Annotated in this window: 19 protein-coding genes and 1 pseudogene; 11 read left to right on the top strand and 9 right to left on the bottom strand. The window is 70.2% G+C overall.

The window, feature by feature from the left end:
* Positions 1-54: 54 nt before the first annotated feature.
* The 4 genes and pseudogenes from Prubr_RS09730 to Prubr_RS09715 form a co-directional block, all read right to left on the bottom strand.
* Positions 55-2,426, bottom strand: a pseudogene (locus Prubr_RS09730) (glycoside hydrolase family 65 protein).
* 218 nt (positions 2,427-2,644) lie between these two features.
* Positions 2,645-3,469, bottom strand: coding sequence for an HAD family hydrolase (locus Prubr_RS09725; RefSeq protein ID WP_212824103.1), 825 nt, complete (start codon positions 3,467-3,469; stop codon positions 2,645-2,647).
* Between the two features lie 58 nt (positions 3,470-3,527).
* Positions 3,528-5,072 carry a multicopper oxidase family protein gene (locus Prubr_RS09720; RefSeq protein ID WP_212824101.1) on the bottom strand — a complete coding sequence of 515 codons (1,545 nt, stop codon included), beginning with the start codon at positions 5,070-5,072 and terminating at the stop codon, positions 3,528-3,530.
* Positions 5,073-5,181: 109 nt separating this feature from the next.
* Positions 5,182-5,649: a DUF4442 domain-containing protein gene (locus tag Prubr_RS09715; RefSeq protein WP_212824099.1), complete on the bottom strand. Its 468-nt coding sequence runs from the start codon at positions 5,647-5,649 to the stop codon at positions 5,182-5,184.
* A gap of 172 nt (positions 5,650-5,821) precedes the next feature.
* Between Prubr_RS09715 and dnaE the strand changes: the two genes are divergently transcribed.
* From dnaE to fxsT, 4 genes are all read left to right on the top strand, one after another.
* On the top strand, positions 5,822-9,367 hold the full coding sequence (dnaE, locus tag Prubr_RS09710) for a DNA polymerase III subunit alpha (RefSeq protein WP_212824097.1): 3,546 nt from the start codon (positions 5,822-5,824) through the stop codon (positions 9,365-9,367).
* Positions 9,364-10,575: an FxsB family cyclophane-forming radical SAM/SPASM peptide maturase gene (locus Prubr_RS09705; protein ID WP_212824095.1), complete on the top strand. Its 1,212-nt coding sequence runs from the start codon at positions 9,364-9,366 to the stop codon at positions 10,573-10,575. Before dnaE ends, Prubr_RS09705 begins: the two co-directional genes overlap by 4 nt.
* A 146-nt stretch (positions 10,576-10,721) precedes the next feature.
* Positions 10,722-11,945, top strand: a complete 1,224-nt coding sequence (locus Prubr_RS09700) for a TIR-like protein FxsC (protein ID WP_212824093.1) — start codon at positions 10,722-10,724, stop codon at positions 11,943-11,945.
* Positions 11,946-11,988: 43 nt separating this feature from the next.
* The gene (gene fxsT / locus Prubr_RS09695) at positions 11,989-16,020 is read left to right on the top strand and encodes an FxSxx-COOH system tetratricopeptide repeat protein (RefSeq protein ID WP_212824091.1); all 4,032 of its coding nucleotides are present in this window, start codon (positions 11,989-11,991) and stop codon (positions 16,018-16,020) included.
* A 24-nt stretch (positions 16,021-16,044) separates the two neighbouring features.
* On the opposite strand, the gene Prubr_RS09690 is transcribed toward fxsT, so the two are convergent.
* The 3 genes from Prubr_RS09690 to Prubr_RS09680 form a co-directional block, all read right to left on the bottom strand.
* The gene (locus Prubr_RS09690) at positions 16,045-17,481 is read right to left on the bottom strand and encodes an aKG-HExxH-type peptide beta-hydroxylase (protein WP_246568514.1); all 1,437 of its coding nucleotides are present in this window, start codon (positions 17,479-17,481) and stop codon (positions 16,045-16,047) included.
* 210 nt (positions 17,482-17,691) lie between these two features.
* Positions 17,692-17,868 (bottom strand): FxSxx-COOH cyclophane-containing RiPP peptide, encoded by a 177-nt coding sequence (gene fxsA / locus Prubr_RS09685; protein ID WP_212824089.1) that lies wholly within the window; start codon positions 17,866-17,868, stop codon positions 17,692-17,694.
* A gap of 59 nt (positions 17,869-17,927) precedes the next feature.
* Positions 17,928-18,722, bottom strand: a complete 795-nt coding sequence (locus tag Prubr_RS09680; protein WP_425517996.1) for an AAC(3) family N-acetyltransferase — start codon at positions 18,720-18,722, stop codon at positions 17,928-17,930.
* A 198-nt stretch (positions 18,723-18,920) separates the two neighbouring features.
* Here Prubr_RS09680 and Prubr_RS09675 point away from each other — a divergent pair, with 198 nt between their 5' ends.
* Positions 18,921-19,817, top strand: a complete 897-nt coding sequence (locus Prubr_RS09675; RefSeq protein WP_212824085.1) for a DUF4231 domain-containing protein — start codon at positions 18,921-18,923, stop codon at positions 19,815-19,817.
* Positions 19,818-19,850: 33 nt separating this feature from the next.
* Here Prubr_RS09675 and Prubr_RS09670 read toward each other — a convergent pair whose 3' ends face one another.
* Entirely contained in the window at positions 19,851-20,063 is a 213-nt protein-coding gene (locus Prubr_RS09670; RefSeq protein ID WP_212824083.1) for a hypothetical protein, read from the bottom strand.
* Positions 20,064-20,427: 364 nt separating this feature from the next.
* Between Prubr_RS09670 and Prubr_RS09665 the strand changes: the two genes are divergently transcribed.
* The 6 genes from Prubr_RS09665 to Prubr_RS09645 all read left to right on the top strand — a co-directional run bounded on the left by Prubr_RS09665 (position 20,428) and on the right by Prubr_RS09645 (position 25,339).
* Entirely contained in the window at positions 20,428-22,746 is a 2,319-nt protein-coding gene (locus Prubr_RS09665; RefSeq protein WP_343221619.1) for an AAA family ATPase, read from the top strand.
* Entirely contained in the window at positions 22,629-23,120 is a 492-nt protein-coding gene (locus tag Prubr_RS09660) for a hypothetical protein (RefSeq protein WP_212824079.1), read from the top strand. The genes Prubr_RS09665 and Prubr_RS09660 overlap by 118 nt, the downstream gene beginning before the upstream one ends.
* Positions 23,072-23,203 carry a LuxR C-terminal-related transcriptional regulator gene (locus tag Prubr_RS38165; RefSeq protein ID WP_425518042.1) on the top strand — a complete coding sequence of 44 codons (132 nt, stop codon included), beginning with the start codon at positions 23,072-23,074 and terminating at the stop codon, positions 23,201-23,203. The genes Prubr_RS09660 and Prubr_RS38165 overlap by 49 nt, the downstream gene beginning before the upstream one ends.
* Positions 23,204-23,292: 89 nt before the next feature.
* Positions 23,293-23,796, top strand: coding sequence for a PH domain-containing protein (locus Prubr_RS09655; RefSeq protein ID WP_212824077.1), 504 nt, complete (start codon positions 23,293-23,295; stop codon positions 23,794-23,796).
* A complete protein-coding gene (locus tag Prubr_RS09650) occupies positions 23,793-24,845 on the top strand; it encodes a PH domain-containing protein (protein WP_212824074.1) in 1,053 nt (350 codons plus the stop codon). Before Prubr_RS09655 ends, Prubr_RS09650 begins: the two co-directional genes overlap by 4 nt.
* Positions 24,842-25,339: a PH domain-containing protein gene (locus tag Prubr_RS09645; protein WP_212824072.1), complete on the top strand. Its 498-nt coding sequence runs from the start codon at positions 24,842-24,844 to the stop codon at positions 25,337-25,339. Before Prubr_RS09650 ends, Prubr_RS09645 begins: the two co-directional genes overlap by 4 nt.
* Here the strand turns inward: Prubr_RS09645 and Prubr_RS09640 are convergent.
* Entirely contained in the window at positions 25,332-25,988 is a 657-nt protein-coding gene (locus tag Prubr_RS09640) for a helix-turn-helix transcriptional regulator (RefSeq protein ID WP_246568511.1), read from the bottom strand. The two genes, Prubr_RS09645 and Prubr_RS09640, sit on opposite strands and share 8 nt — an antisense overlap.
* Between the last annotated feature and the right edge of the window lie 115 nt (positions 25,989-26,103).

The following is a 26,103-nucleotide window of genomic DNA, read 5'->3' as shown; positions in this document are numbered from 1 at the left end:
GCCGGGTCGCCGCGCGGCCCGGCTCCGCCGTGTTCCGTACCGGACGTCAGCCGGTCACAGCTCACCGAGGGCGGACCGGCGCGCCGGGGCCCGCCCCGGCGGCTGGCGTGGCGTCGGCCCGGCCGGCGGGGCCGGCGGAACCGGCCGGGTGACCGAGTCGTCGCAGGTCACCGTGACCTCCTCACCGTGGTGCCGCAACTCCAGCCGGGTGTCGTCGTCGCCGTCCCGCAACGAGTACGTCACCTCGTGCGGCCGCACATCGACCCGCAGCCGCCGGCCGTGCCACATCAGCGAGAACTCCAACCGGCCGATCCGGCTCGGCAGCCGGGGCGCGAACGACAACCGGCCATCGTGGTCACGCATGCCGCCGAACCCGGCCACCAGCGCGATCCACGCCCCGGCCAGCGACGCCACGTGCACCCCGTCGCGGGTGTTCTGGTGGATGTCGTGCAGGTCCATCAGGGCGGCCTCGCCCAGATAGTCGTGGGCGAGCTCCAGATGCCCGGTCTCGGCGGCCAGCACCGACTGGGTACACGCCGACAGCGACGAGTCCCGAACCGTACGGCGCTCGTAGTAGGCGAAGTTGCGCGCCTTCTCCTCGGCGGTGAACGCGTCGCCGCGCAGGTGCATCGCCATCACCAGGTCGGCCTGCTTGACCACCTGCTTGCGGTAGAGATCGAAGTACGGGTGGTTGAGCAGCAGCGGATACTTGTCCGGCGGGGTCGCGGCGAAGTCCCACTCCTGGTAGCGGGTGAAGCCCTCCACCTGCGGGTGCACGCCCAACTCCTCGTCGTACGGCACGTACATCGACGCGGCGGCGTCCCGCCAGGCGGCGGTCTCCTCGTCGTCGACCCCGAGCCGCCACGCCTCCTCGCTGTGCCGGTGCACCGCCTCCGCGGCGGCCAGCAGGTTCCGTTGCGCCATCAGATTGGTGTAGACGTTGTCGTCCTTCACCGCCGTGTACTCGTCCGGCCCCGTCACACCGTCGATGTGGAACCGGCCGTGCCGGTCGTGGTGGCCCAACGACCGCCACAACCGGGCCGTCTCCACCAGCAGCTCCAGGCCGATCTCGCGCTCGAACTCGCTGTCGCCGGTCGCCTGCACGTAGCGGCGTACGGCGTCGGCGATGTCCGCGCCGATGTGGAAACCGGCGGTGCCCGCCGGCCAGTACGCCGAACACTCGTGGCCCCGGATCGTCCGCCACGGGAACGCCGCACCGTGCAGGTCCAGGGTCCGGGCCCGGTCCCGGGCCAGGTCCAGGGTGGCGTGCCGCCAGCGCAGGGCGTGCGCGACCGCGGTCGGCTGGGTGTACGTCAGCACCGGCAGCACGAACGTCTCGGTGTCCCAGAAGACGTGGCCGTCGTACCCGGGGCCGGTCAGGCCCTTCGCGGCGATCGGCCGCGACTCCGCGCGTGCCCCGGCCTGGAGCACGTGGAAGAGCCCGAACCGCACCGCCTGCTGCACCTCGGGATCACCCTCGACCCGTACGTCGGAGGCGTCCCAGAAGTCGTCGAGGTATTCGCGCTGCTCGCGGACCAGCCCCTCCCAGCCGGAGTAGCGGGCCCCGGCCAGCGCCCCGCCGACCTGGTCCCGCAACGCCGGCCGGGACCGCCGGCTGGACCAGCCGTACGTCACGTACTTGACCATCCGTAGCCGCTGACCGGGATGGAGCGCCACCGCGACCGTCGTACGTGCCCAGTCCTCGTACGCCTCGGTACTTACCTTGGTGCGGTCCGGCCCGTCGACCTCGTGCCCCATCGCGGCGGCCAGCCGCAGCCCGCTCCGCTTGGTGCGGTGGATCAGCAGGCCACCGTCCTCGTAGACCAGGCGCTCCTCGGCATGCAGCGGCGACTCGAGTACGGCCGCCACCCGGGGTCCTTCGCCTGGGCCGGCAGTTCCTCGTTGGCGACCAGCTCGGACTGCAGGATCAGCCGCACCGGCTCGTCGACCGGCTCGACCTCGTAGCAGATCGCCGCGACCGCCCGCTGGGTGAACGACACCAGCCGGGTGCTGCGGATCCGGACCTCGTCACCGGCCGGTGAACGCCAGTGCACGTTGCGTTCGAGGGTGCCGGCGCGCAGGTCGAGCACCCGCTCGTGGGCGAGCAGTTCGCCGTAGCGGACGTCGAACGGCTCGTCGTCGACCAGCAGCCGGATCAGTTTGCCGTTGGTGATGTTGACGATCGTCTGCCCGGACTCGGGAAACCCGAACCCGGCCTCGGCGTACGGCAGCGGACGCAGCTCGTAGAAGGAGTTGAGGTAACTGCCGGGCAGGCCGTGCGGGTCACCCTCGTCCAGGTTGCCGCGCAACCCGACATGCCCGTTGGCCAGCGCGAACACCGACTCCGACTGGGCCAGGACGTCCAGGTCGAGACCGGTTTCCCGGACATGCCACGGCTCGACCGGATAAGCCCGCTCTCTGATCATGACGCCGCCTCGCTTCGCTCACCGTCGTCATGATTGGCACTGAGCTGCTTGGTTCGCTCGCTGCGCTCGCTCACGACGCCGCCTCGCTTCGCTCACCGTCGTCATGATTGGCACTGAGCTGCTTGGTTCGCTCGCTGCGCTCGCTCACGACGCCGCCTCGCTTCGCTCACCGTCGTCATGATTGGCACTGAGCTGCTTGGTTCGCTCGCTGCGCTCGCTCACGACGCCGCCTCGCTTCGCTCACCGTCGTCATGATTGGCACTGAGTTTGCTGGTTCGCTCGCTGCGCTCGCTCACGACCTCATCCGTGGCGAGCAATTGGGACAGGTCGGAGACGACCACGTCGGCGCCGTGGGCGCGCAGCGCGTCGGCCTGGCCGACCCGGTCGACGCCGACCACCAGGCCGAAGCTGCCGGCGCGGCCGGCCTCGACGCCGGCGAGCGCGTCCTCGAAGACCGCGGCCCGGGCCGGCTCGACCCCCAGCATCCGGGCCGCGGCCAGGAAGGTGTCCGGCGCCGGCTTGCCGGGCAGTCCCTGTTCGCGCGCGACGATGCCATCGACGCGTACCTCGAACAGGTCCTCGATGCCGGCGGCGGCGAGCACCTCGCGGCAGTTCGCGCTGGCGGAGACGACCGCCCGGCGGATCCCGGCCCGGGCGACCGCGTGCAGGTAGGCGACCGATCCGTCGAAGACCTCCACGTCACCGGCGGCGATCCGGCGCAGCACGATGGCGTTCTTGCCGTTGCCGATCCCGTTGACCGTGTCGGCGGTCCCCGGGTCGTCGGGCGTCCCCTCCGGCAGCGTGATGCCGCGCGAGGCGAGGAACGTCCGTACGCCGTCGGCGCGCGGCCGGCCGTCGACGTACCGGTGGTAGTCGGGGCCGGGGTCGAACGGCCGGAACGGCTCGCCGGTCGCGGCCGAGCGCCGGCGCAGGTAGGCGTCGAAGGTTTCCGTCCAGGCCGCGTTGTGCACCCGGGCGGTCTGGGTCAGGACGCCGTCGAGGTCGAACAGACAGGCGGTCACGTCAGCGGGTAGACCGAGCACCAGGTCAATCTAACCGCGTCGAGGGCTGCTGAAACCCTGCCGCGCGGAGGCGGGGCACTCACTGTCCGTGCGAGTGTCCCGCCCCGCCGCGCGGTGGTGTGCCCGCCGACTGACCCGGCTCGACCACCACGAACTGGCCCATCATTCCCTGGTCCTCGTGGTAGAGCAGGTGGCAGTGGTACATGTACGGCATGTTCGGGTCGGCATGGTCGCCGAACCGCATGATGATCCGTACGGGGTCGTCGTCGGGCAGGAGGATGGTGTCCTTCCAGCCGGCCAGGTGTGGCGGTGGCGGGTCGCCGCCGATCGACAGCACCTGGAACTGCACGTCGTGCACGTGGAGGTTGTGCGGGGTGCCGTCGAGTTTGGTGACCTCCCAGATCTCGACGCTGCCCCGGACGACGGTGGCGTCGATCCGGCCCAGGTCCATGCTTCTGCCGCCGATCGACCGGCCGGCGAAGTCGAGCGACCGGGTCGTGACGGCCGATGCCGGATCGATGCGCTCGACCGGAACGAGCTGGTCGGGCAGGTCGGGCGCTGTCGCGAGGGTGCCGGCGGCCCGCAGTTCGAGCACGTCGAAGGTGTCCCGGCCGCCCGCGAACCGGTCGGAGAAGACGTTGCCGAGTGCGGGCGGGAAGCTGCGTACGGCGACCCGTTCACCGGCCCGCAGGTCGACGACGATCTCGGCCCGTTCACCCGGCGACAGCGTGATGCGCCGGGTGGTGTGTGGGGCGGCGAGCAGGCCACCGTCGGTGCCGATGAGTGCGAACGGTCGGTCGTCGGCGAGGCCGAAGTCGTACGTCCGGGCGGTGGAGCCGTTGAGCAGCCGGAGCCGGACCCGCTCGGTGGTGACGTCCAGATAGGGCGCGACGGTGCCGTTGACCAGCAGGGTGTCGCCGAGCGTCCCGATGTCGGAGAACATGTTGCGGGTGACTCGCAGTTGTCCGTCCCGGTCGAAGTTCTTGTCCTGGACGATCACCGGGAAGTCGTCGACGCCGTAGTCGCGGGGGAGTGGGAGCGCCCCCTCCCGCTCGTCGTCGACGATGAACATGCCGGCGAGGCCGCGGTAGACGTGCTCCTCGGTCTTCCCGTGCGGGTGCGGGTGATACCAGAGGGTGGCCGCCGGCTGGTCGACCGTCCAGGTGGGTGACCAGGTGGCGCCGGGGCGGACCTCCTGGTGCGGGCCGCCGTCCATCACCGCGGGCAGGCGCATGCCGTGCCAGTGCACGCTGGTCGGCTCGGGGAGCCCGTTGACGACGTCGACGACGACCCGCTCGCCGCGGGCGGCCCGCAGGGTCGGTCCGAGGTAGTCACCCTCGAACCCCCAGGTCCGGGTGGCCGCACCCTGGCCGAAGTCGCGCTGGCCGGCCTGCGCCCGCAGGTCGAACACCCGCCGTCCCTCGTCGTCGATACGGGACGGGGCCAGCGGTGGCACGGCGAGCGGGTTGCGGAAGTCGACCTTTCCGGCGGTGTCGATTCCCGGCCGCAGCAGCAGCCAACCGGTGATCCCGGCGCTGCCGCAGCAGCAGAGCACGACGACCGCGACGAGTATGCCGACGAGCAGACGGATCGGCCGGCGGGGACGGGGACCGGTGGTGGTCACCGAGAACCTCCTCGATAGGTCGGACAGCTACATGTAGCGTGTCTTCCTATCGAGGAGGCGTCCAGGTCCGCCGGCCGGATTCAGGGACGGATCAGGGAAATCCCGGGGGTCACTGCGGGCGCAGCGTCCAGACCACGGTCAACTCGGCGGTGGTCCGTGCCCCCTCGCCCTCGGTGGAGATCTCCACCAGGACCGGGAACTCCGGCCGGGTGCCGGCGGCGAGTTCGGCCTCGACCTCGGCGACCGGCCGGCCGAGCCGGGCCGTCGCCCGCACCGGTCCCATGGCCAGCTTCTTGTACGCGATCTCGGCGCGTACAGCGAGCGGTACGGCGCGGTCGAGCAGGTGCCCGAAGCCGGCGAGCACGACCGCGCCGGAGGCGGTCTCGCCGAGGGTGAACATGGCGCCGGCGTGCGGCCCGCCGACGTGGTTGTGGGTCGCCCCGGAGTCCGGTAGGCGCACGATCGCGTGCAGCCCATCGGGACCCTCGGCCACGTCGACGAACTCGATACCGAGCGTCCGGGCGAACGGAACAGCCTGGAGCATTCCTGCGGCCACCTGCCGCGAGTCGATGGACATGGGCAGTATGTTACTTCTCGGTAACTTCATTGGGCAATCGGCCTCCGGCGGTCGGCGTGGCGTCGGCGGGACGCGCCGGACGCCCTATCCACCCCCGCGCCGGGACAGCGCTAGGGTCAGGTGGGCTTCGCGCCGCCGTGCCTGGCGGCATCTCACGTGGGGGGAGAATCCTGTGGCTGACCAGTTCGTCCATCTGCATGTGCATTCCGAGTACTCGATGCTGGACGGAGCGGCCCGCCTCAAGGAGATGTTCGGCGAAGCGGCCCGGCTCGGGATGCCCGCGGTGGCCGTCACCGACCACGGCAACATGCACGGGGCGTACGACTTCTTCCAGCAGGCCAAGGCGACGGGCATCACACCGGTCATCGGGATCGAGGCGTACCTCGCGCCGGCCTCCCGATTCGACAAGAAGCGGATCAACTGGGGTAACCCGGACCAGAAGCGCGACGACGTCTCGGGTAACGGCGCCTTCACCCACATGACGATGTGGGCCCGCAACGCCGAGGGCCTGCACAACCTCTTCCGCCTCAACTCGCGGGGGTCGATCGAGGGCCACTACGTCAAGGGCCGGATGGACGCCGACCTGATCTCCGAGCACGCCGCCGGCATCATGGCCACCACCGGCTGCCCGTCCGGCGAGGTGCAGACCCGCCTGCGGCTGGGGCACGTCAAGGAGGCCGAGGCGGCGGCGGCCAAATACCAGGACATCTTCGGCAAGGAAAACTTCTTCCTCGAACTCATGGACCACGGTCTGGAGATCGAGAAGCGGGTCCGGGACGGCCTGCTGGAGATCGGCCGCCGGCTCGGCATCCCCCCGGTGGTGACCAACGACTCGCACTACACCTTCGCCTCCCAGGTCGAGGCACACGACGCGCTGCTCTGCGTGCAGACCGGGAGTAACCTGTCCGACCCCAACCGGTTCCGGTTCGACGGCGGCGGCTACTACATCAAGTCCGCCGAGGAGATGTACGGCCACGACCTGTCCGACGCCTGGCAGGAGGGCTGCCGCAACACCCTGCTCATCGCCTCCCGGGTCGAGACCGAGGGGATGTTCAAGTTCCGGAACCTCATGCCGAAGTTCCCGGTTCCCGAGGGCGAGACCGAGTCGACCTGGTTCCGCAAGGAGGTCTGGGCCGGCATGGACCGCCGGTGGCCGGACGGCTACGACGAGACCCGCCGCAAGCAGGCCGAGTACGAACTCGACGTCATCTGCGAGATGGGCTTCCCGGCCTACTTCCTCGTGGTCTCCGACTTCATCATGTGGGCGAAGAACAACGGCATCTCGGTCGGACCGGGGCGTGGTTCGGCGGCGGGGAGCATCGTCGCGTACGCGCTGGGCATCACCGACCTGGACCCGCTCCAGCACGGCCTGATCTTCGAGCGGTTCCTCAACCCCGAACGTGTCCAGATGCCCGATATCGACATCGACTTCGACGAGCGTGGGCGCGGTGACGTGATCCGCTACGTCACGGAGAAGTGGGGCTCGGACCGGGTCGCGCAGATTGCGACCTTCGGCACCATCAAGGCGAAGGCCGCCATCAAGGACGGCTGCCGGGTGCTCGGCTTCCCGTACGCCCTCGGTGACAAGATCACCAAGGCGATGCCGCCGGCGGTGCTGGGCAAGGACATCCCGCTGTCCGGCATCTTCGACCCCAACCACCCCCGGTACGCCGAGGCCGCCGCGGTCCGTGAGCTGACCGCCAACGAGGCCGACGTGGCCAAGGTGATGGAGGTCGCCAAGGGGCTGGAGGGTCTGGTCCGCCAGCTCGGCGTGCACGCCGCCGGCGTCATCATGTCGGCCGAGCCGCTGATCGACCACGTGCCGCTGGTCCAGCGCGACGCCGACGGCACCATCATCACGCAGTTCGACTATCCGACCTGCGAGTCGCTCGGGCTGCTGAAGATGGACTTCCTCGGCCTGCGCAACCTGACGATCATCGACGACGCGCTGAAGAACATCGAGGCGACCGCCGGACTCAAGATCGACCTGCTCAAGTTGCCGCTCGACGACAAGCCCACCTTCGACCTGCTCGGCCGGGGCGACACGCTCGGCGTCTTCCAGTTCGACGGTGGGCCGATGCGGTCGCTGCTGCGGCTGATGAAGCCGGACAACTTCGAGGACATCTCCGCCGTCGGCGCCCTCTACCGGCCCGGCCCGATGGGCGTCAACTCGCACATCAACTACGCGCTGCGTAAGAACGGCCAGCAGGAGATCACCCCGATCCACCCGCAACTCGCCGATCCGCTCAAGGAGATCCTGGCCGACACCTACGGCCTGATCGTCTACCAGGAGCAGGTGCAGCGTGTCGCGCAGAAACTGGCCGGCTACACGCTCGGCCAGGCCGACCTGCTCCGGCGCGCGATGGGCAAGAAGAAGAAGGAGATCCTCGACAAGGAGTTCGTGCCGTTCCAGCAGGGCATGCTCGAGCGCGAATACTCCAAGGAGGCGTGCCAGGCGGTCTGGGACGTCCTGGTGCCGTTCGCCGGCTACGCGTTCAACAAGGCGCACTCCGCCGCGTACGGCCTGATCAGCTACTGGACCGCATACCTGAAGGCGAACTATCCGGCCGAGTACATGGCGGGCCTGCTGACCTCGGTCGGTGACAAGAAGGACACCATGGCGCTCTACCTGGCCGAGTGCCGCAGCATGGGGATCAAGGTGCTGCCGCCGGACGTCAACGAGTCCGCCCTGGCCTTCACCCCGGTCGGCCGCGACATCCGCTTCGGCCTCGGCGCCGTACGCAACGTCGGCGCCAACGTGGTGTCGTCGATCGTGAAGTCCCGGCAGGAGAAGGGGGCGTACACGTCGTTCTCCGACTTCCTGTCAAAGGTCGAGCTGGTCGTCTGCAACAAGCGCACGGTGGAATCGCTGATCAAGGCGGGCGGCTTCGACGAGATGGGCCACACCCGGCGTGACCTCGTCATCCACCACGAGACGGCGATCGACGCCGTCGTCGGCCTCAAGCGGCAGGAGGCCGCCGGGCAGTTCGACCTGTTCGGCGGGCTGACCGACACGCCGAGCGAGTCGTCGGTCGTCGGTCTCGACCTGGCCTTCAGCGGGCAGGAGTGGCACAAGAAGGAGAAGCTCGCCTTCGAGCGCGACATGCTCGGCCTGTACGTCTCCGACCACCCGCTGGCCGGCACCGAGCGGATCCTCAAGGCCAACTGCGAACAGATGGTCAGCGAGATCCTCGGTGAGGACACCCCGGACCGTAAGCCGGTGGTGCTCGCCGGCATGATCTCCGGCGTCACCCGGAAGATCACCAAGCAGGGTGCGTCGTGGGCGATCGTGCACCTGGAGGACCTCAGCGGTAGCGTCGAGGTGCTGTTCTTTCCCAAGTCCTACGAACTGCTCGGGCAGTACATGATCGAGGACACCGTGGTGAAGATTTCCGGTCACGTCAGCCGGCGCGACGGCGAGGTCAGCGTGTTCGGTCAGGACATGGCGATCCTGGACGTGTCCAGTGTGGTCGAAGGCGGTGAGCCGCCGATCGTGCTGGTCACCGCCATGGACAAGGTCACCGCCGAGTTCGCGCAGGAGTTGAAGCGCGTACTGCTCGCCCATCCCGGCGACGTACCGGTCCAGATGCGGCTGCGCAAGCCGGCCGGTGCCGGGGCAGACCTCCGGCTGGCCCTCGGCGCGGAGATCAAGGTCGCCAACGACGTCGCGTTCCGTTCGGAGATCAAGGTGCTGCTCGGGGCGGGCGGCATCGAGTGAGCCGGTCGGCGCAGTGGCCCGAGGACATCGATCTGGCGGCGCTGCGCCGGGCCGGCTGGCGACCGGCGCCGTTCCGGCAGTTCATCGTCAAGGTGCATGCCCGCTGCAACCTGGCCTGCGACTACTGCTACGTCTACACGATGGCCGACCAGAGTTGGCGGTCCCGGCCGAAGGTCATGTCCACGGCGGTGCACACCCGGGTCTGCGAGCGGATCGCCGAACACGCCCGCGCCCATGGGCTCGCCGGGGTTTCCGTGGTGCTGCACGGCGGAGAGCCGCTCCTGGCCGGTACGGGCGCCGTCGAGCGGACCGCGGAGCTCCTGCGTGCGCTGCTGCCGACGGGCACCGACCTGTCGTTGAGCGTGCAGACCAACGGGATCCTTCTCGACCGGCCGATGCTCTCGGCGCTGCGCCGGCACGGCTACCGGGTCGGGGTGAGCCTGGACGGCGACGCGGTCGGCAACGACCGGCACCGCCGGTTCGCTGACGGGCGGGGCAGTTACGCACAGGTCCGGGCCGGCCTCGACCTGCTCACCGGTGCCGAGTTCGGGGACATGTTCGCCGGTCTGCTGTGTACGGTCGACCTGGCCAACGACCCGGTCGGCACGTACGAGGCGCTGCTCTCCTTCGCCCCGCCGATGATCGACCTGCTGCTGCCGCACGGCAACTGGTCCAGCCCGCCGCCGGGCCGGCCGCCCACCCACGCCACCCCGTACGCGGACTGGCTCGTCGCGGTCTTCGACCGGTGGTACGACGCGCCGCGGCGGGAGACCGGGATCCGGCTCTTCGAGGAGATCATCCACCTGCTGTTCGGCGGTCCGGGTCGGTCGGAGTCGGTCGGGTTGAGCCCGTACGTGACGGCGGTCGTGGACACCGACGGCGCGGTGGAGCAGGTCGACACACTCAAGTCGGCGTACCCGGGTGCGCCCGCGACCGGCCGCAACGTCGACACCGACGCGTTCGACGCGGCACTGTGGCATCCGGCGGTGGTGGCCCGGCAGTTGGGGCCGGCGGCCCTGTCCGACCAGTGTGGCCGGTGCGACGTCGTACGTACCTGCGGCGGCGGCTGTTTTCCGCACCGCTACCGGTCCGGTTCCGGATTCCGTAACCCGTCCGTCTACTGTGTCGATCTCTATCGGCTGATCGGGCACGTCCACCGACGGCTGTCCGCAGACCTTCGGGTGCCGGCGGTTCACTCTGTCGAGTGATGATCGACAATTCTCGGTCCCATTTATCCTAATCGGCTGCCTCGGAAGATCGGGGCCCATTCCATGTTGGAAGGCGTGGATATACTCGCTGCACAGCATGCGTGTTACCGGCTGTCTGAAAGCCTTTCGGCGGGTCGGAGGACGTGGTGGGACAGTATTTCTTTCTCAGTTACGCCCGGGGCGACGACGATCCGTGGAAGAAGAAGTTCTTCGACCTTCTCAGCGCCGAGGTGCGCGCCCATGCCGGACTGGGCCGCCACGAACGCGTCGGCTTCTTCGACACCAGCACCATCGAGCCGGGCACGGAATGGCCCGACGAACTGGCGACCGCGCTGTCCCAGGCCCACACCTTCATCGCACTGATGGCGCCGCGATACTTCAAGAGCGTCAACTGCGGCCAGGAGTGGTCGGTCTTCGACGGCCGGCTGGACCAGCACCGGATCGAGCAGGGCATCCGCCCGCCGTCGTTGATCCCGGTGATGTGGATGGCCGGCACCGAGGTGCACCCGGTCGCCGCGAGACTGCAGTACCCGCAGCTCGGTCTCGACCAGAACGACCGTCCGATCGGACTGCGGGACCTGATGCGGCAGGGCCGCTACCGGGACCGGAAGTTCCAGTTCATCGCCGAACTGGCCAGCACGATCGTGGCGTTGCACGACGACCATCCGCTGCCGCCACCGGTCGACAAGCCGGTCCTGCGCCTGGTGCCCAACGCCTTCGCCGGCCCGCCGGTGCCGGCGCCGCGTGAGCCGGTCGAGGCCCGGCCGACGGTCAAACACGTGCACTTCGTGGTCTCCGCCGGCAGCCGGGAGGAGATGTCGCCGGTCCGGTCCGAACTCGGCGCCTACGGCAGCCACGACCACTCCTGGGCGCCCTACCATCCCGATCCGCTGACGTCGGTCTCCGACCTGGCGAGCGGGTTGGCGATGCAGCGCGATTTCGGGGCCGAGGTCGCCTCGATCGAGGGCATCACCGACCGGCTGGAGACGGCGTTCCGCAACAACCAGATCGTCGTGCTGCTCCTGGACGCCTGGTCCAGTCAACTCCAGGCCCAACGCCTGGCCCTGCAACGCTACGACGAGAACAGTGGCCCGACCACGGCCGTACTCGCGCCCTGGAACCCGGCCATCGCCGAGAACCAGTCACACTGGGCACAGCTCGACCTGGAGTGCAAGCGCCTGCTGCCCCGTAACGTCACCCGGCCCGACCAGGAGATGTTCCGGCTCGGCATTCCCAACCCGGAAAGCTTCGGACAGTGCCTGGAAGAGGTGCTCGAAGAGGCCTGGAGCCGGGTGATCACCAGGGGGCACATCTACCGGATCCCGCAGGGGGAGATCCGGTTCGACCGTCCCTTCCTCGAGAACCCGTAACGGGGCGCGGACGCCCGAGGCCACGACCGGACAGGAGCGAGCCATGACGGTCAGACAGACGCCCAGCAGGACGGCCGTGGCGGCCACCGAGCCCGAGCCGGCCGCCGAGCCCGCCGCCGAGCCCACGGCCGGGTCCGATGCCGGCGGCGAGATCATCACCTTCTACTCGTACAAGGGCGGCACCGGCCGCACCATGGCGGTCGCCAACGTCGCGTGGATCCTGGCCAGCAGCGGCAAACGGGTCCTGGTCATCGACTGGGACCTGGAGTCACCCGGCCTGCACCGATATCTGCACCCGTTCCTGGTCGACAAGCAGTTGCGTTCCTCGCCCGGCATCATCGACATGATCCGTTCGTTCGCCGAGGCGACCCTGGACCCCAACGGACCCAGCCAGCCGGGCTGGCACCGCGACCACGCCCGGATCCTGGACTACGCGTCCACGATCGAGTGGGATCACTTCCCCGACGGCGGCATGCTGGACTTCGTTCCCGCCGGCCGCCAGGACCGGCACTATTCGCGTGCGGTGACGACCTTCGACTGGAACGGATTCTTCGAGCGCCAGCATGGCGGCGTTTTCCTCCAGGCGCTCCGCGACGACCTGAGGGCCAACTACGACCACGTGCTCATCGACAGCCGCACCGGCCTGAGCGACGCGGCCGGGATCTGTACGGTGCTGCTGCCCGACACGGTCGTCAACTGCTTCACGATGAACACCCAGAGCATCGAGGGCGCGGCCGCGGTCGCGTACTCCATCCAGACCCAGCGCGGCGACCGGCCGGTGCGGATGCTGCCGGCGCCGATGCGGGTCGAGGACGGCGAGCAGGGCAAGGTGGAGGCCGGCCGCGACTTCGCCCGGCTACGGTTCCGGCCGATGCTCGCCCACCTCGACCCCGCGCAGGTCGACCGCTACTGGGGCAACGTCGAGATCCCGTACCGGGCCTACTACGCGTACGAGGAGATCCTTTCCACCTTCGGTGACCGGCCCTATCAGGACAACTCGCTGCTGGGGGCGTACGAGCGGCTGACCTCGGTGCTGACCGGCGGCGAGGTGCAGCACAACGCCCCGATCGAGGAGCGCGAACGGCTGCGGCGGCTCGCCGATTTCGAGCGGCAGCGGCTGCGCCCGTCGGAGATCTCCGAGGTGTTCCTGACGTACTCGGCGGTGGACCGGCTGTGGGCCGAGTGGATCGCGGCCGAACTCGCCGACGCGGGCATGCAGGCGGTGCTGCACGAGATCGACGCCAGGCCGGGCGGCGGCCGGATGGCCGAGGCCGAACGGCTGGTGCGTACCACCAGCGCCGCGCTCGTGCTGCTCTCCCGCGACTTCCTGGCCGCACCGGGCGCCACCGACCTGTGGAAACGGCTGGTCGGGGCCGGCAGCGGGCCGGTGCCCCGCTCGGTCGTGGTGGCCCGGCTCGACGCCACCCGACCGCCGCCGCCCTACCTCGACCGCACCCAGATCGACCTGTCCGACCGCACCGAGCAGCAGGCCAGCGAACTCCTGCTGGAGGCGCTGGGCCTGGAGGCGGCGCCCCCGGACGGCGATCCGCGCGCCGAGTCGGCCGGTGGCCGGCGGCCGCGGTTCCCGACCGGGCAGCCCCGGGTGCGCAACATCCAGCCCCGCTACAGCACGTTCACCGGCCGGGTCGGAATCCTCGACGACCTGCGGGACCGGCTCGCGACCAGGGTCAGCCGTACCCTCCCACAGGCGTTGCACGGCATGGCCGGCGTCGGAAAGACCCAGGTCGCCCGCGAGTACGCCAACCGGTTCGCCGCCGACTACGACGTGGTCTGGTGGATTTCGGCCGAGCAGGAGAGCGTCGTGCGGGCCCGGCTCGTCGAACTGGGCCAGGAACTCGGGCTGCCGGCCGGCAACGACTCCGACGAGACCGTACGCACCGTACTGACCGCGCTCCAGCAGGGCCGGCCGTACGCCCGCTGGTTGATCATCTATGACAACGTCGACGATCCGGCGAGCGTCGACGGTCTGATCCCGCACGGGCCGGGGCACGTTCTGTTGACCTCCCGCGACCCGGCGTGGGCCACCCGGGCCGAGGGGGTGGCGGTCGGCGTCTTCCACCGCGAGGAGAGCATCGCGCTGCTGCGCCGGCACGCCGAGTCGATCACGGACGCCGACGCGGAACTGGTCGCGGAGAAGATGGGCGACCTGCCGCTGGCCCTGGAACAGGCCGCGGCCTGGCTGGCCGAGACGCTGATCCCGGTGCCGGAGCTGCTCCGCCAGATCGAACGCCAACTCGTACGCGTGCTCTCGGCTCCGGTGCCCGGCGGCTACTCCAAGACCGTCGCCGCCATGTGGCAGCTTGCCCTGGAGAAGGTACGCGAGCGCCAGCCGGCCGCCGCCCGGCTGATGGAGCTGTGCGCGTTCTTCTCCGCCGAACCCATTCCGACCTCGCTGATCTACAGCGACCGCTGTCTGCGGGTGCTCACCGAGTACGACCCCGCGCTCGCCGACCCGCTGATGATGGGACCGGTGATCCGGGAGATCAACCGGTACGCGCTGGCCCAGGTGGGCCCGGGGCAGAGCAGCATCCAGGTGCACCGGTTGATCCAGCTGATGATCCGTGAGGAGCTGTCGCCCGAGAAACGCGACGAGAACCGCCGACACGTGCACGAGATCCTGGCCGGGGCGCAGCCCAGCCCGAAGGACCCGGACAACCCCGACCACTGGTCCCGGTACGCCGAACTGTGGCCGCACCTGCTGCCGTCGAAGGCCGTGGAGTCGACGTCCACGGAAGTCCGCCAGCTCATCATCGATGTCGTGCGTTACCTGCACAAACGCAACGACTACGCGAGCAGCCGGCTGCTCGCGGAGCGGGCGCGGACCCGGTGGGAGGAGACGTTCGGGACCGACGACCGGTTGACCCTGCTGGTGCGCTTCCACCGCGCCAACGTGCTGCGGGCCCAGGGGCACGACCGCGAGGCGCACGACGAGAACCACGACGTGTACGACCGGTTCAAGGCCACCGTCGGCGAAACCAACCCGTACACCCTGATGGCCGCCCGCAGCCTCGCGGCGGACCACCGGATGACCGGCGACTACGTCGGCGCCCGGGAACTCGACGAGCGGACCCTGCGGCAGCTGCGGTCGACGCTCTCCGACGAACACCCGCACAGCCTGATGGTCGCCAACAACCTGGCCGTGTCGCTGCGCCTGGTCGGCGACCACCAGGCGGCCGCCGCGCTCGACCTGGACACCCTGGAGAAGCGGCGGCGGGTGCTCGGCGAACGCCACCCGTACACCCTGTTCTCCGCCGGCAACTACGGCCGTGACCTGCGGGAGATCGGCGACTTCCCGGCCGCCCGCCGGACCCTCGAACGGACCCTGCGGACCTACGAGGAGGTGCTCGGCGAGAGCCACACCGAAACGCTGCGCACCGCGAAGAGTCTCGCCGTGACGCTGCGCAAGCTCGGCGAGTACGCGGCTGCCCGCCGGCTCACCGACATCTCGTTGCAGCACTACCTGCACGGGCCGGGCCGTAACCACCCGGACACCGTCACCTGCCTGCTCAACCTGGCCAGTGACGACTGGGCGGCGCGCGACCTGCGGTCGGCACTGGACCGGGCCGAGGAGGCCCGGGCGGAATACCAGCGGATCATCCCCGCCAACCGCACGTTCAGCCTGATCTGCACCAACAACATCGCGGTGTTCACCCGTGAACTCGGCGACCACGACCGGGCCCGGGCCCTGTCCGCGGAGGTCGCCGACGAGTTCGGCGCCCGGCTCAACGACAGCCATCCGTACACGCTGACGGCCCGGCTCAACCTGGCGAACAGCCTGTTCTCTCTCGGTGACGTGGCGCAGGCGCGGGAGATCGACGAGGATGTGTACCGCCGGCTGGCCGACGTGTTCGGTCCCGGACATCCGGAAACGCTCACCGCGGAGGCGAACCTGGCCCTGTCGCTGAGCGCGGTCGGTGAGGTCGAGCAGGGGCGCCGGCTCGGCGAGTCGGTGCTGGCCAAGTTCGGCGCGTTGCTCGGTCAGGAGCATCCGACGACCAGGGTGGTGCGGGTCGGTCAGCGGCTGAGTTCGGATCTGGAGCCGCCGCTGCTCTGACGGGACTGTCGCCGTCCGGCCAGGTCAACGGTCCAGGCCGGCGCCGATCCAGGCCGCCAGTCGCCGCGGCCCGCCGGCGCCGGCATCCGGGTGGGCGTACAGTGCCCGGACCAGTTCGGGGCGGGCGGTCAGGCCGCGTACGGCGGTCGGATCCACCGGTCGCAGGGCGACGGCGAGTCCGGCCCAGGCGTCGATGTCGTCGGGATCGGCGGCGAGCCGCCGTAGCCATTCGTCCTGATCAGACGGTGTTCCGGGCAGCTCGGCCGGGCGGGAACGGATCGCCGCTTCGACACCGGAAACCGGAGCGGGTCCCGGCGGGGGCGCGGGCCCCCAGTCCGCGGCCGGCACGTCCGGTCGCGCTGTTCCGGCCGCCCACTGCGTGGCGAGCCCGGCCACCGTCGCGGCGGTGGGCCGCAGGTTGCGCAGGTGCCATGACACCGCGGCCGCGACCGACAGGTCCGCCACGGCGTCCCGGACCCCGGCCGGCACGTCTTCGGTGGCGTGCCAGCCGTCGAGTGTCGCGGCAAGTCCGGCGACGAAGGTGTCGCCCGGCCCGGTCAACTCGCCGGAGGCGGCAAGCGTCGCGGCGCCCTGGCGGCTCTGCGCGAGCCAGTACGCGAATTCCAGGTGCGCGCCGGCCGCGGCGGCCCGGTGCCGGTGGCGCCGCCAGAAGTCCGCGACGGCGAGGTGGGCGTACGTGCCCTGGAGCAGGGCTCCCACCGGCCGTGGGTCGAGGCGCCAGGGCGCCCGGTGTCGGGGCGGCCCGGCACCGGAACACAGGTCGACCAGATCGAGCAGGGCATTCAGCTTCATGTGCTGGAACTCGTGCAGCATCAGCAGGGCGAGACCGGCCGCGTCGGCGGGTACGGCGAGGGCGATCGAGCCGCCGGCGCGACGGGACGCCGCGCTGACGTTGCCGGCGGCCGGCGACAACGGCACGATCGCCCACAGTAGACCCTGAATCGCCGCGGCATGGTCGGGATGGTCCGCCACGATCGACTGCCAGGCGTCGCCGAGCAGCGCGGCGAAGCGGGCCAGACCGGCGTCGTCGAGCCGGTCGGCGGCCGGCCACTGGTAGCAGTCCCGCTCCGGATCCACGTCGTCGACGGCGAGGGTGAGTCGCTGCCCGGACGCCTCGACGGTCAGCCGCCGCAGCGGCCACCACACGCGGGTACCGGCGTCGAACGGTGCCGGTACGGAGAGCGTGTCGCGGCTGCCGACCACGGAGATCCCGGTGAACGTCCCGCATACGGTGGCCGGCCCGGGGCCGACCCCGACGGCTGTGCCGAGGGCGGGCAGGTGCAGGTGACCGGCGTCGGTGGGAACCCGGATGGTGAACCGCAGCCCGGCCAGGGCGGCGGCCGCGGCCGCGTACCGGCACAGCAGATCGTCAGGGGTGCCCTGCCGGAGCCGGGCCGCGGCGGCCGCGTCGAGGTGCGGCTGCCCCAGCACGGTTCGCACCGCCTCGGGAGCCTGCCGGTCCGCGGTGGACAGCAGGTCGAGAGCGGCCTTCCCGCGGGGCCGGCCGCGGCGGCGAGCGCCCGCAGCAGCAGGCGCCGTTTGGCGAGTTGCCCGTCGTGCAGGACCCCGATGGCGGCCGGATCGCCGTAGCCGGCGGCCAGCCCGCCGAACTGGGCCGCCGTCAGGCGCAGGGCCGGGACCGCCGGCGGGTCAGAGGCTGGAGTTGAAGGCAGAGACCGCGTCGGATCGGGCACCGGCCATCGCCTCCTCGGCAACCCGGCGCAGCGAGTGCCCGAGCACGGTGTCCTCCATGGACAGCAACAGGTGCAGCGGTAAATCGGCAAGCTGGATGACGTCGGTGTCGATGTCCTGCTTGTGCTCTTCCACAACAACCCCTCTGGGGAAAGGCGCGGCGATGTCGGCCTCGCGGGCCGACCGCGTCGGTGTCAGTGCCGGTTGAACGTGAGCCATGTTGTCGCGAACTCGACCGCCGGCCGCATCGGCAGGAGCCGGCACTGCGCCGCGCCGACCCGGCCGACCGTGACCTGCCCGGACGTGTCCTCGAAGGCGGCGCCGAGCCGGTCGAAGTCGCGGTCGTCGAGGGCGACCGTCGGATACTCGATCCAGCGTCGCCCGGCGTCGTCGCTCACCGCGCACGCGGCGATCCGGGCCGGCGGCGCCGGCAGCCGGTATTCGGCGAGGTGGAACGCGGTGCACCGGTTGAAGCCGACCCCCAGCAGCAGGATGTGGGCATCGGCCTTCTCCAGCCGGGCCAGCGGCGACTCGTCACCGAGCGGCGACTCGAGCAGGTGATGTTCCATCAGCTCGGCGGCGCGCGGGCCGATGGCGGCGAACGAGGTCTGTGGGTGGGTGCTGCGCACGGCACCCGGCCAGGTGCGTACCCGTTCGGGGACCACGCCGACGGCGGTGCTGGGCGTGAGTGCGGCGTCGAACCCGGGCAGGTGGTCCCGGATGGTCTGCCACCACGACTCCGGCACCGGGTTCTCGGTCCAGGTCGACGGGTCGCGATTGTCCGGCGTCTGGGCGGTGACCACGAGGTTGCCGGTCGGTCCGAGCACGTCCAACAGGGCGTGTACGACGGTGGTGGCGCCACCGCAGACCCAACCCAACGCACTCAACGACGTATGCACCAGGATCGTCTCGCCTCGCGTGACGCCCAGCCGGGCGAGATCGGACGCGAGGGAGACTCTGGTTTGTGGGCCGGACGCGGGAGCCGTCACGAGGCGTGATTCTCGCACCTGTCGGGGCTGGCGTCCGTCCGACATCAGGTTCCAACCGCGCGGAATTCGTCCAGACCGTCCTGTCAGGTCGTGGGCGTCGGCCCGCCCGGCTCTGTCGGGCACCCGGATGTGGACCGCGCCGCGGCCGACCCGATCGGCCACTACCGATGTTGGTGGTGAGTATCGAGAATTCTCGTTATGGCGGCTACGACGTCGGTCGAGGTGCTCGCCGTCCGCTGGCGGCGGCAGAGCGTCTGGTCCCAGGGTGCCAATCAACTCAAGGCGCAGATCCGGCGGGCCCGACTCTGGGCCATGCTCCTCACCGTGGGCGGCGCGCTGTTCAGCGCCGTCTCGGTTCAGCTGATCAGTTGGCTGCCGACCGGTGCCAAGGTCTTCGCCGGCCTCGCCGCCGTGTCGCTGGGGCTGGTGCCGGTGCTCGGTAGGGGAGCCGGATCCACAGTGGTCCGGGACTGGACCCGGGCGCGGTCGGTCTCCGAGGCGATCAAGACCGAGATCTACACCTACCTCGCCGGTGTCACGCCGTACCGGGGGGAGGACCGGACCACCGTGCTGGTCGACCGGCTGGACGCCCTGATGATCGGCGCCGACGATCTGGAGCAGCACGTGGCGGGGATCGCCCCGGTGCCGCGCCCGCTGCCGGACGTGCACGACGTCGACTCGTACGTCCGCATCCGGGTACAGGCCCAGATCGACGGCTACTACCGGTTCCGGGCGGCCGGACTGCGCCACCGCGTCAACCTGCTGCGCCGGATCGAGCTGGGCCTCGCCATGCTCGGTGCGGTGCTCGCCGCCATCGCCGGATTCGTGCCGGCGGCCGGGTTGACCGCCTGGGTCGGGCTGATCACCACGATCAGCACCGCCGTCGTCGCGCACGCCGCCGCGGAACGCTACGAATACCAGCAGATCGAGTTCTCCCGTACGGCGGACGGGCTGGAGGATCTGCTTGCGCGGTACGTCGACGGGCCGGGCGGCGCCGCTGCCGACGACGCACTCGTGGCCGGCTGCGAGCGGGTGATCTCGATCCAGAACGAGGGTTGGATGGCCAAACTCAACAGCGAGGAACCCGCCGCCTGAGTCGGGCGCAGGCCCCCGTTGCCGACCGCGCTGTCACCCGTTCGACGGACCCGGGGCGGTGATGAAGATCATCAGTGACCCGGCCGGAGCGGCCTTGGGTGGCCGTCGTTCGCCGCTGTGGACCGACCGGGGAGTCGTCGTGGCCCGGTGGTTGTCCGTCCGGGTGTCGTCGCGGAACGTGTCGACGACGCTGTTCGGGTCGGCGAGTATGCGATGGACGATTGCAAAACTGGACGAAAGCCGCATCAGCCGACATTGGCATGATTGTAAGGAAATTAACGACCGACTAATGCCTTGCTGGCTGCCGGCATGTATCGACGGTCCTATGTGGTGCTGTTATCGCCGCGTGATCTAAGTCGGCTTGCTGGCCTTGACCGCATGGCGTTTTATGTGCCGGGTGGGTCGTCATTCGGGATGCCACGCGGAAGCCGGAAGCCGGTGTAGCGGTTCGTTCACGCTTCGACGTGATGAAAAATCTTCGTTCTCCGTGTGTTGCCGGCGTTCGGCTGGTGGCGCGTATTCCTGTGCATTGCCTCGCTGTCCGGGTGGATTCATCTCGGGCAACGTCCGGTGATCATTGCATCACGAATGGTGATGCCCGGCGGGGCCGATGTCAGTGTCGGCGACCCAGGGTCTGTCATGCGCTATTGGGGGGCGAATGCTGGTCGAGCGTGACATGGAATCGGCGCTTCTGGACGGGGCCCTGACCGAATGCGCGAGCGGTAACGGGGGCGCCGTCACGATCACCGGACCGGTCGGATCCGGCAAGACCGCGCTGCTACGGCTGGCCGCGCAGCGGGCCACCGACGCCGGCTTCACGTTCCTGAGCGCCAAGGGGTCGCGGGCCGAGCGGGCCCTCCCGATGGGCCTCATGGGCCAGGTCTTCGGTGGTGCCGATCTGCCCGACGACGCCACGGCCGAGGTCGCCCGACTGCTGGACTGTCGGGCGATGACCGCCGCTGCCGGGCACACGACGGCCGCCGAACAGCCCGATGCCCGCGCCTGGCGCGGTCTGACCAGGGTCCTGCTCGAACTCGCCGAGCGTACGCCGCTTCTGATCGGCATCGACGACGCCCATTTCGCCGACACCGAATCCATCCAGTACCTGCTGTACCTGCTGCGCCGGATCGACCGGGCCCGGATGCTCATCGTGATCAACGAGTCCGGCGGGCTGCGGCGGTCCTGGCCGATGCTGGCGGCGGAGCTGCAAAGCCACGCGAACTCCCGGCAGTTGCGGCTCAACCTGCTCTCGTCGGCCGGCGTGGCCACCGCCCTCGCCCGGCATCCGGACCTGCGCGGCGTCGCCCCGGCCGCCTGGCACGAGGTCAGCGGCGGCAACCCGCTGCTGCTCAACGCCCTGATCGAAGACCACCGGCTCGGGCCCGGCGGCGCGGAACCGGTCGCTGGCGAGGCGTTCGCGCAGGCCGTTCTGACCTGCCTCTACCGGGGCGACGAGTCGATGCTGCCGGTCGCCCGCGGACTGGCGGTGCTCGACGAGCCGGCCACCCCGAGGCTGCTCGACGAGTTGGTCCAGGACGTCTGCACCGCGCCGACCGGAGGGCTGGCCGCCATCACCGAGATCGGAATCCTGGCCGACGGCCGGTTCCGGCACCCGCGGGCGGCCAGCGCCGTACTGGACGGCATGAGCCCCGCCGACCGGGCCGACCTGCACGAACGGGTCGCGCAGCTGCTCTACCGGAACGGCGCGCCGGCCCTGACGGTCGCCCGGCACAAGCTCGCCGCCCGCCGGGCCGGGGCACCCTGGTCGGTGCCGCTGCTGCAGGAGGCCGCCGAGCAGGCCCTCGCCGCCGACGACACCACCGCGGCGATGGACTGTCTCCGGCTCGCCGAGGGCGGGCGGGACGCGCACCCCGAGTGCACACGGATCCAGGCGGCCCTGCTGCGGGCCAGCTGGCGCCTCGACCCGGCCACCGCCGAGCGGTACAGCCCGGCTCTGATCCAGGCCGCCCTCGCCGGGAAGTTGCCGCTCACAGCGGCGGCGATGCTGGTCAACCACCTGATGTGGTTCGGTCGGCCGGCCGAGGCGGCCGCGGTCCTGGCCGCCGTCGTCGACTCGGTCGATCCCGACGACCCGGAGGCCGCGATCAACCTCTACCCGGTCGAGTCGCGGTTCGCGTACATCTACCCCGAGCTGGCCGGTCAGTTGCCGGGCGACCGGATCCGCCCGACGCCGCTGGCCCTGGCGACGTCGACCGGGAAGTTGCGGATCCAGACCGCCACGATCCTCGACTCGATCCGCCGGGGCCGGATCACCGAGGACGCCGTGGACGACGCCCAGGCGATCCTCCAGCAGTACCGCATCGACGACCACACGTACGACGGTATTCTTGCCGCACTGGAGATTCTGGTGCACGCCGAACACCTGGAAACGGCGGCGTTCTGGTGCGACTCGTTGTTGTCCCAGGCTGACGAGCGACACATTCCGACCTGGAGCGCCCTGCTCTCCTCGATTCGCGCGACAATCAGTTTCCGGCAGGGTGACATGGCGGAGGCGGAACGGCACGCCAACCTGGCGATGTGTCGAATCCAGCCGGCGGGGCTGGGCATTTTCGTCGGTATTCCGTTGTCGATCCTCCTGCTTTCGGCGACCCGCCGGGGTCAGTTCGAGAAAGCGCTCCGACTGTTTGCCGTACCGGTGCCCGCTGTCATGTTCCGCACCCCTTTCGGGTTGCAGTACCTGCGCGCCCGTGGCCGCTTCCACCTGGCTCGGGGAGCTACCGGGCCGCCGTCGAGGATTTCGAGGCGTGCCGGGAACTGGTCACCAGGTTGGGGGTCGACCTGCCCGCGATCGTGCCGTGGCGCACCGACCTGGCGGAGGCCCGCCTCGCACTCGGCCTGCCGGGCGCCGACCTCGTCGCCGACCAGCTCGCCCGACTCGGCCCCGCCAACCGGCGTACCCGGGGGATAACCCTGCGCGTCCTGGCGGCGACGGCCGACCTGGCGCAGCGGGTCCCGATCCTGCGCGAAGCCGTCGACGAGTTGCAGGCCGGTGGCGACCAGTTGGAACTGATCGAGGCGCTGACCGAACTCGGCGAGGCGCAGCACGCGCTCGGCGAATACAGCAAGGCCAGGACCACCCACCGCCGGGCACAGCAGGTGGCGACCAAACACCACCTCTACGAGCTGGTGGGTGGCCGCGCCGAGAGTGCCCCCGGGGTGCAGTCGATCGAGGAGCTGAGCGACGCCGAGCGGCGGGTGGCCGCGCTCGCCGCCCGGGGCACACCAACCAGCAGATCGCCCGCAAGCTCTTCATCACCGTCAGTACCGTCGAGCAGCACCTGACCCGGGTCTACCGGAAGCTGCGCATCAACCGGCGCTCCGATCTGCCGTTCAGCCTGGCGTCGGAGCTGCGCAACACGGCGTAGCGGACGCTCGTGCCCGAACCGGCGCCGGACGTGTCGTCGGGTCCGGAGCTCGTGTGGCGCCCCCTTGCGGTGAGTGATCCACTGTGTAGGTGACGAACGGGACCCGCACCCTCCGGCTCCGGCCGCCTCGCAATCCGGTCGAACGTCGGGCCATCGGCTGGTGGGCGGTGCAGGCGGTCGTCGTCTCGATCCCGGTCCTGGCCCCCCTGCTGATCGTCGGGCTGCTGGTCCGGCCGGCACGGCAGTGGCTGTTGCTCGCCGCCGCATTGGTCGGCGTCGTGGCGCTCTTCTACGCCCTTGTCGTGCCGTGGATCCGTTACCGGGTGCACCGCTGGGAGGTCACGCAGGACGCGGTCTACACCCGCCGGGGATGGTTCCTCCAGCAGTGGCGGATCGCGCCGATCTCGCGTATCCAGACGGTCGACACCGTCCGTGGCCCGATCGAACAGCGCTTCGGGCTGTCGACCGTGACCGTGACCACGGCGTCCGCCAAGGGCGCGATCAAGATCGAGGGACTGGACCGGGAGAGCGCCGAGACGCTGACCCACCGGTTGACCGAGATCACCCAGGCCACCCCCGGGGACGCGACGTGACCGGCGGCGAGGAACGGCCGGGGGAACCGGCCGAGGAGGCGGCCTGGCACCGGGTCGACGGCCGGACGCTGGCGCTCACCGCGATCTACCTGACCGGGTGGGTGATCGCCGCCGGCGGCATCACCGCCTTCTTCCTGCTCCGGGGCGACGTCTCCACGACGGTGGTGCTGACCTTCGTCGGCGGACCGGCGCTGCTGATCGTGGTCGGTGGGGTCCTGATCGATCTGGTGCGCTGGCGGTACGAGTTCCACCGGATCACCGACCAGCGGATCGAGAAGAAGTTCGACTTCGTGTTCCGTACCCACAAGTCGGTCGCGCGGGACCGGATCCGCAGTGTCGACGTCAACGCCAGCGTCATCTACCGGATGCTGGGTGTGGCGAGGGTCAAGGTCGGCACCGGGCAGCAGGACTCCTTCGGCGAGGTCGTCATCACCTTCGACCCGGTGAACCGCGCCGGCGCCGAACGGCTCCGGCGCGAACTGCTGCGCAAGTCTCCGGAAGGCACCGAACAGGACGACGCCCCGCCACTGGCCGGGTTCCGCTGGGCGTGGCTGAGATACGCCCCGGTGTCGATCGTCACCCCGATCCTGGGTGCCTCGGCCTTCGGCGCGGTGATGCAGGTCGCCGAGTGGTTCTCCGCCGAAGCCGCCGTGATCTCCTGGGTCGGCGACGTGTTCGACGGGGTTCCGCTGATCGTGATGATCGCGACGCTGGCCGGCATCGGCATGGTGGTCGGCTCGATCGGCGCGGTCGCCCTCTGGATCGAACTGTGGTGGTCCTACCGGCTGACCCAGGAGTCCGGCACGCTGCTGGTCCGGCGCGGACTGATCACCTCCCGGTCGTTGACCCTGGAGGAGCGCCGGCTACGCGGCATCGAACTGGTGGAGCCGATCGGAGCCCGGCTGTCCGGCGGTGCCCGGCTCGACGCGGTCGCCACCGGGTTGACGCTGCGCGCCGACGACCAGCGCAGTGACCCGCGTACGTTGCTTCCGACGGCCCCCGCGCGCTGGCGCACCGGGTCGCCGCCGCCATCCTGCGGGAGCCGGTGAACCCGACCGAAGCGGTCCAGCTCACCGGCCACCCACCCGTGGCGCGGCGCCGCCGCCTCGGCTGGGCGGTGGCCACGATCGCCGGATTCTGCGGACTGCTCGCCCTGCTGGGAGTGCTGCTGACCGACGTGCTGGTGAATCTGGCCTGGGTCTCCGCCATCCTGCTGCTGCCGGTCGGGATCGGGCTGGCGCTCGATGCCTACCGCAACCTCGGGCACGGCATCACCGGCAGGTATCTGGTCGCCCGTCGGGGCACGATCCGCCGCGGCACGGTGGCCCTGCTCCGCGACGGGGTGATCGGCTGGACGGTCACCAGTTCGCCGATGCAGCGCCGGGCCGGCCTCGTCACCCTGACCGCGACGACGGCGGCGAACCACGGGGCGTACCGGATTCCCGACATCGGGCTGGCCCAGGGGCTCGCGTTCGCCGACGCCGCCGTGCCCGGGCTGCTGGGTCAGTTCCTGGAGCGCGACGAGGACGACGAGGTCACTTGATGAACTCGGGCGAGACCTGCGGCGGCCAGGTGCCGGCGTTCAGCACGCCCATCGAGTACGCCCGGGAAACCAGCGCGGCCCGGTTGGGCGCCTTCAACTTCTTCATCATCGTCGCCACGTGGTATTCGACGCCCTGTCGGCTCAGGTAGAGCTTGGCCGCCAGGTTGACCGTCGACATGCCCATCGCGACGCCCTGGAGGATACGGGCGTCCAGGTCGGTGAGGACCTTGTGCCGGGCGGTCCGGGGCGCCGACTCGTCCCACTGCAACATGACGACGAGGCTGGACACGACCGGCGACCGGTCCCGTACGGAGACGGCGGTGAGTTGGGCGGGGAGAAGGTAGTTCCCGGCCCGTACGCCGAGGACCCGCTCGGCGATCCGCTCACACCGTCCCTCGACGAGGCCGACGAACTGGCGGCGCAGGTGCGGCTGGGTGTCCAGCCCCAGGAAGTCGAAGAGTTCGCGGCCGACGATGTCACCGGACCCGCCGAGGTCGCGGCGGAACTGTTCGTTCGCCTCCTCGATCCTGAGCGTGAGATCGACGCTGGCCATGCAGATGCCGGACCGTTCGAGCAGCGACCGGTAGGCGTCCGCGTGCAGCTGAGCGGATCGGGCCCGGTCGACGATCTCCTGCGGAGTACGTTCCATCAATGCCTGGGACACGCGAGCCTGTTCCTCTCCATGGCGCCGTAGGCGGTGATCACGCACGGTGATGATGACTCTGGTACGCCGGAAGGGGTGGGTGTTTGTCGTATGGCAGCGA

Origin of the sequence: Polymorphospora rubra (assembly GCF_018324255.1) — a bacterium.
GTDB classification, from domain to species: Bacteria; Actinomycetota; Actinomycetes; order Mycobacteriales; family Micromonosporaceae; genus Polymorphospora; species Polymorphospora rubra.
This window is presented reverse-complemented; position numbering and strand designations above follow the sequence as displayed.

Excerpts from the sequence above, each read along its gene's own strand:
- Prubr_RS09715 (WP_212824099.1), bottom strand. The coding sequence starts at position 5,649 with ATGTCCATCGACTCGCGGCAGGTGGCCGCAGGAATGCTCCAGGCTGTT.
- fxsT (WP_212824091.1), top strand. The coding sequence starts at position 11,989 with ATGACGGTCAGACAGACGCCCAGCAGGACGGCCGTGGCGGCCACCGAG.
- Prubr_RS09675 (WP_212824085.1), top strand. The coding sequence starts at position 18,921 with ATGGCGGCTACGACGTCGGTCGAGGTGCTCGCCGTCCGCTGGCGGCGG.
- Prubr_RS09670 (WP_212824083.1), bottom strand. The coding sequence starts at position 20,063 with ATGCGGCTTTCGTCCAGTTTTGCAATCGTCCATCGCATACTCGCCGAC.
- Prubr_RS09665 (WP_343221619.1), top strand. The coding sequence starts at position 20,428 with ATGTCAGTGTCGGCGACCCAGGGTCTGTCATGCGCTATTGGGGGGCGA.
- Prubr_RS09640 (WP_246568511.1), bottom strand. The coding sequence starts at position 25,988 with ATGGAACGTACTCCGCAGGAGATCGTCGACCGGGCCCGATCCGCTCAG.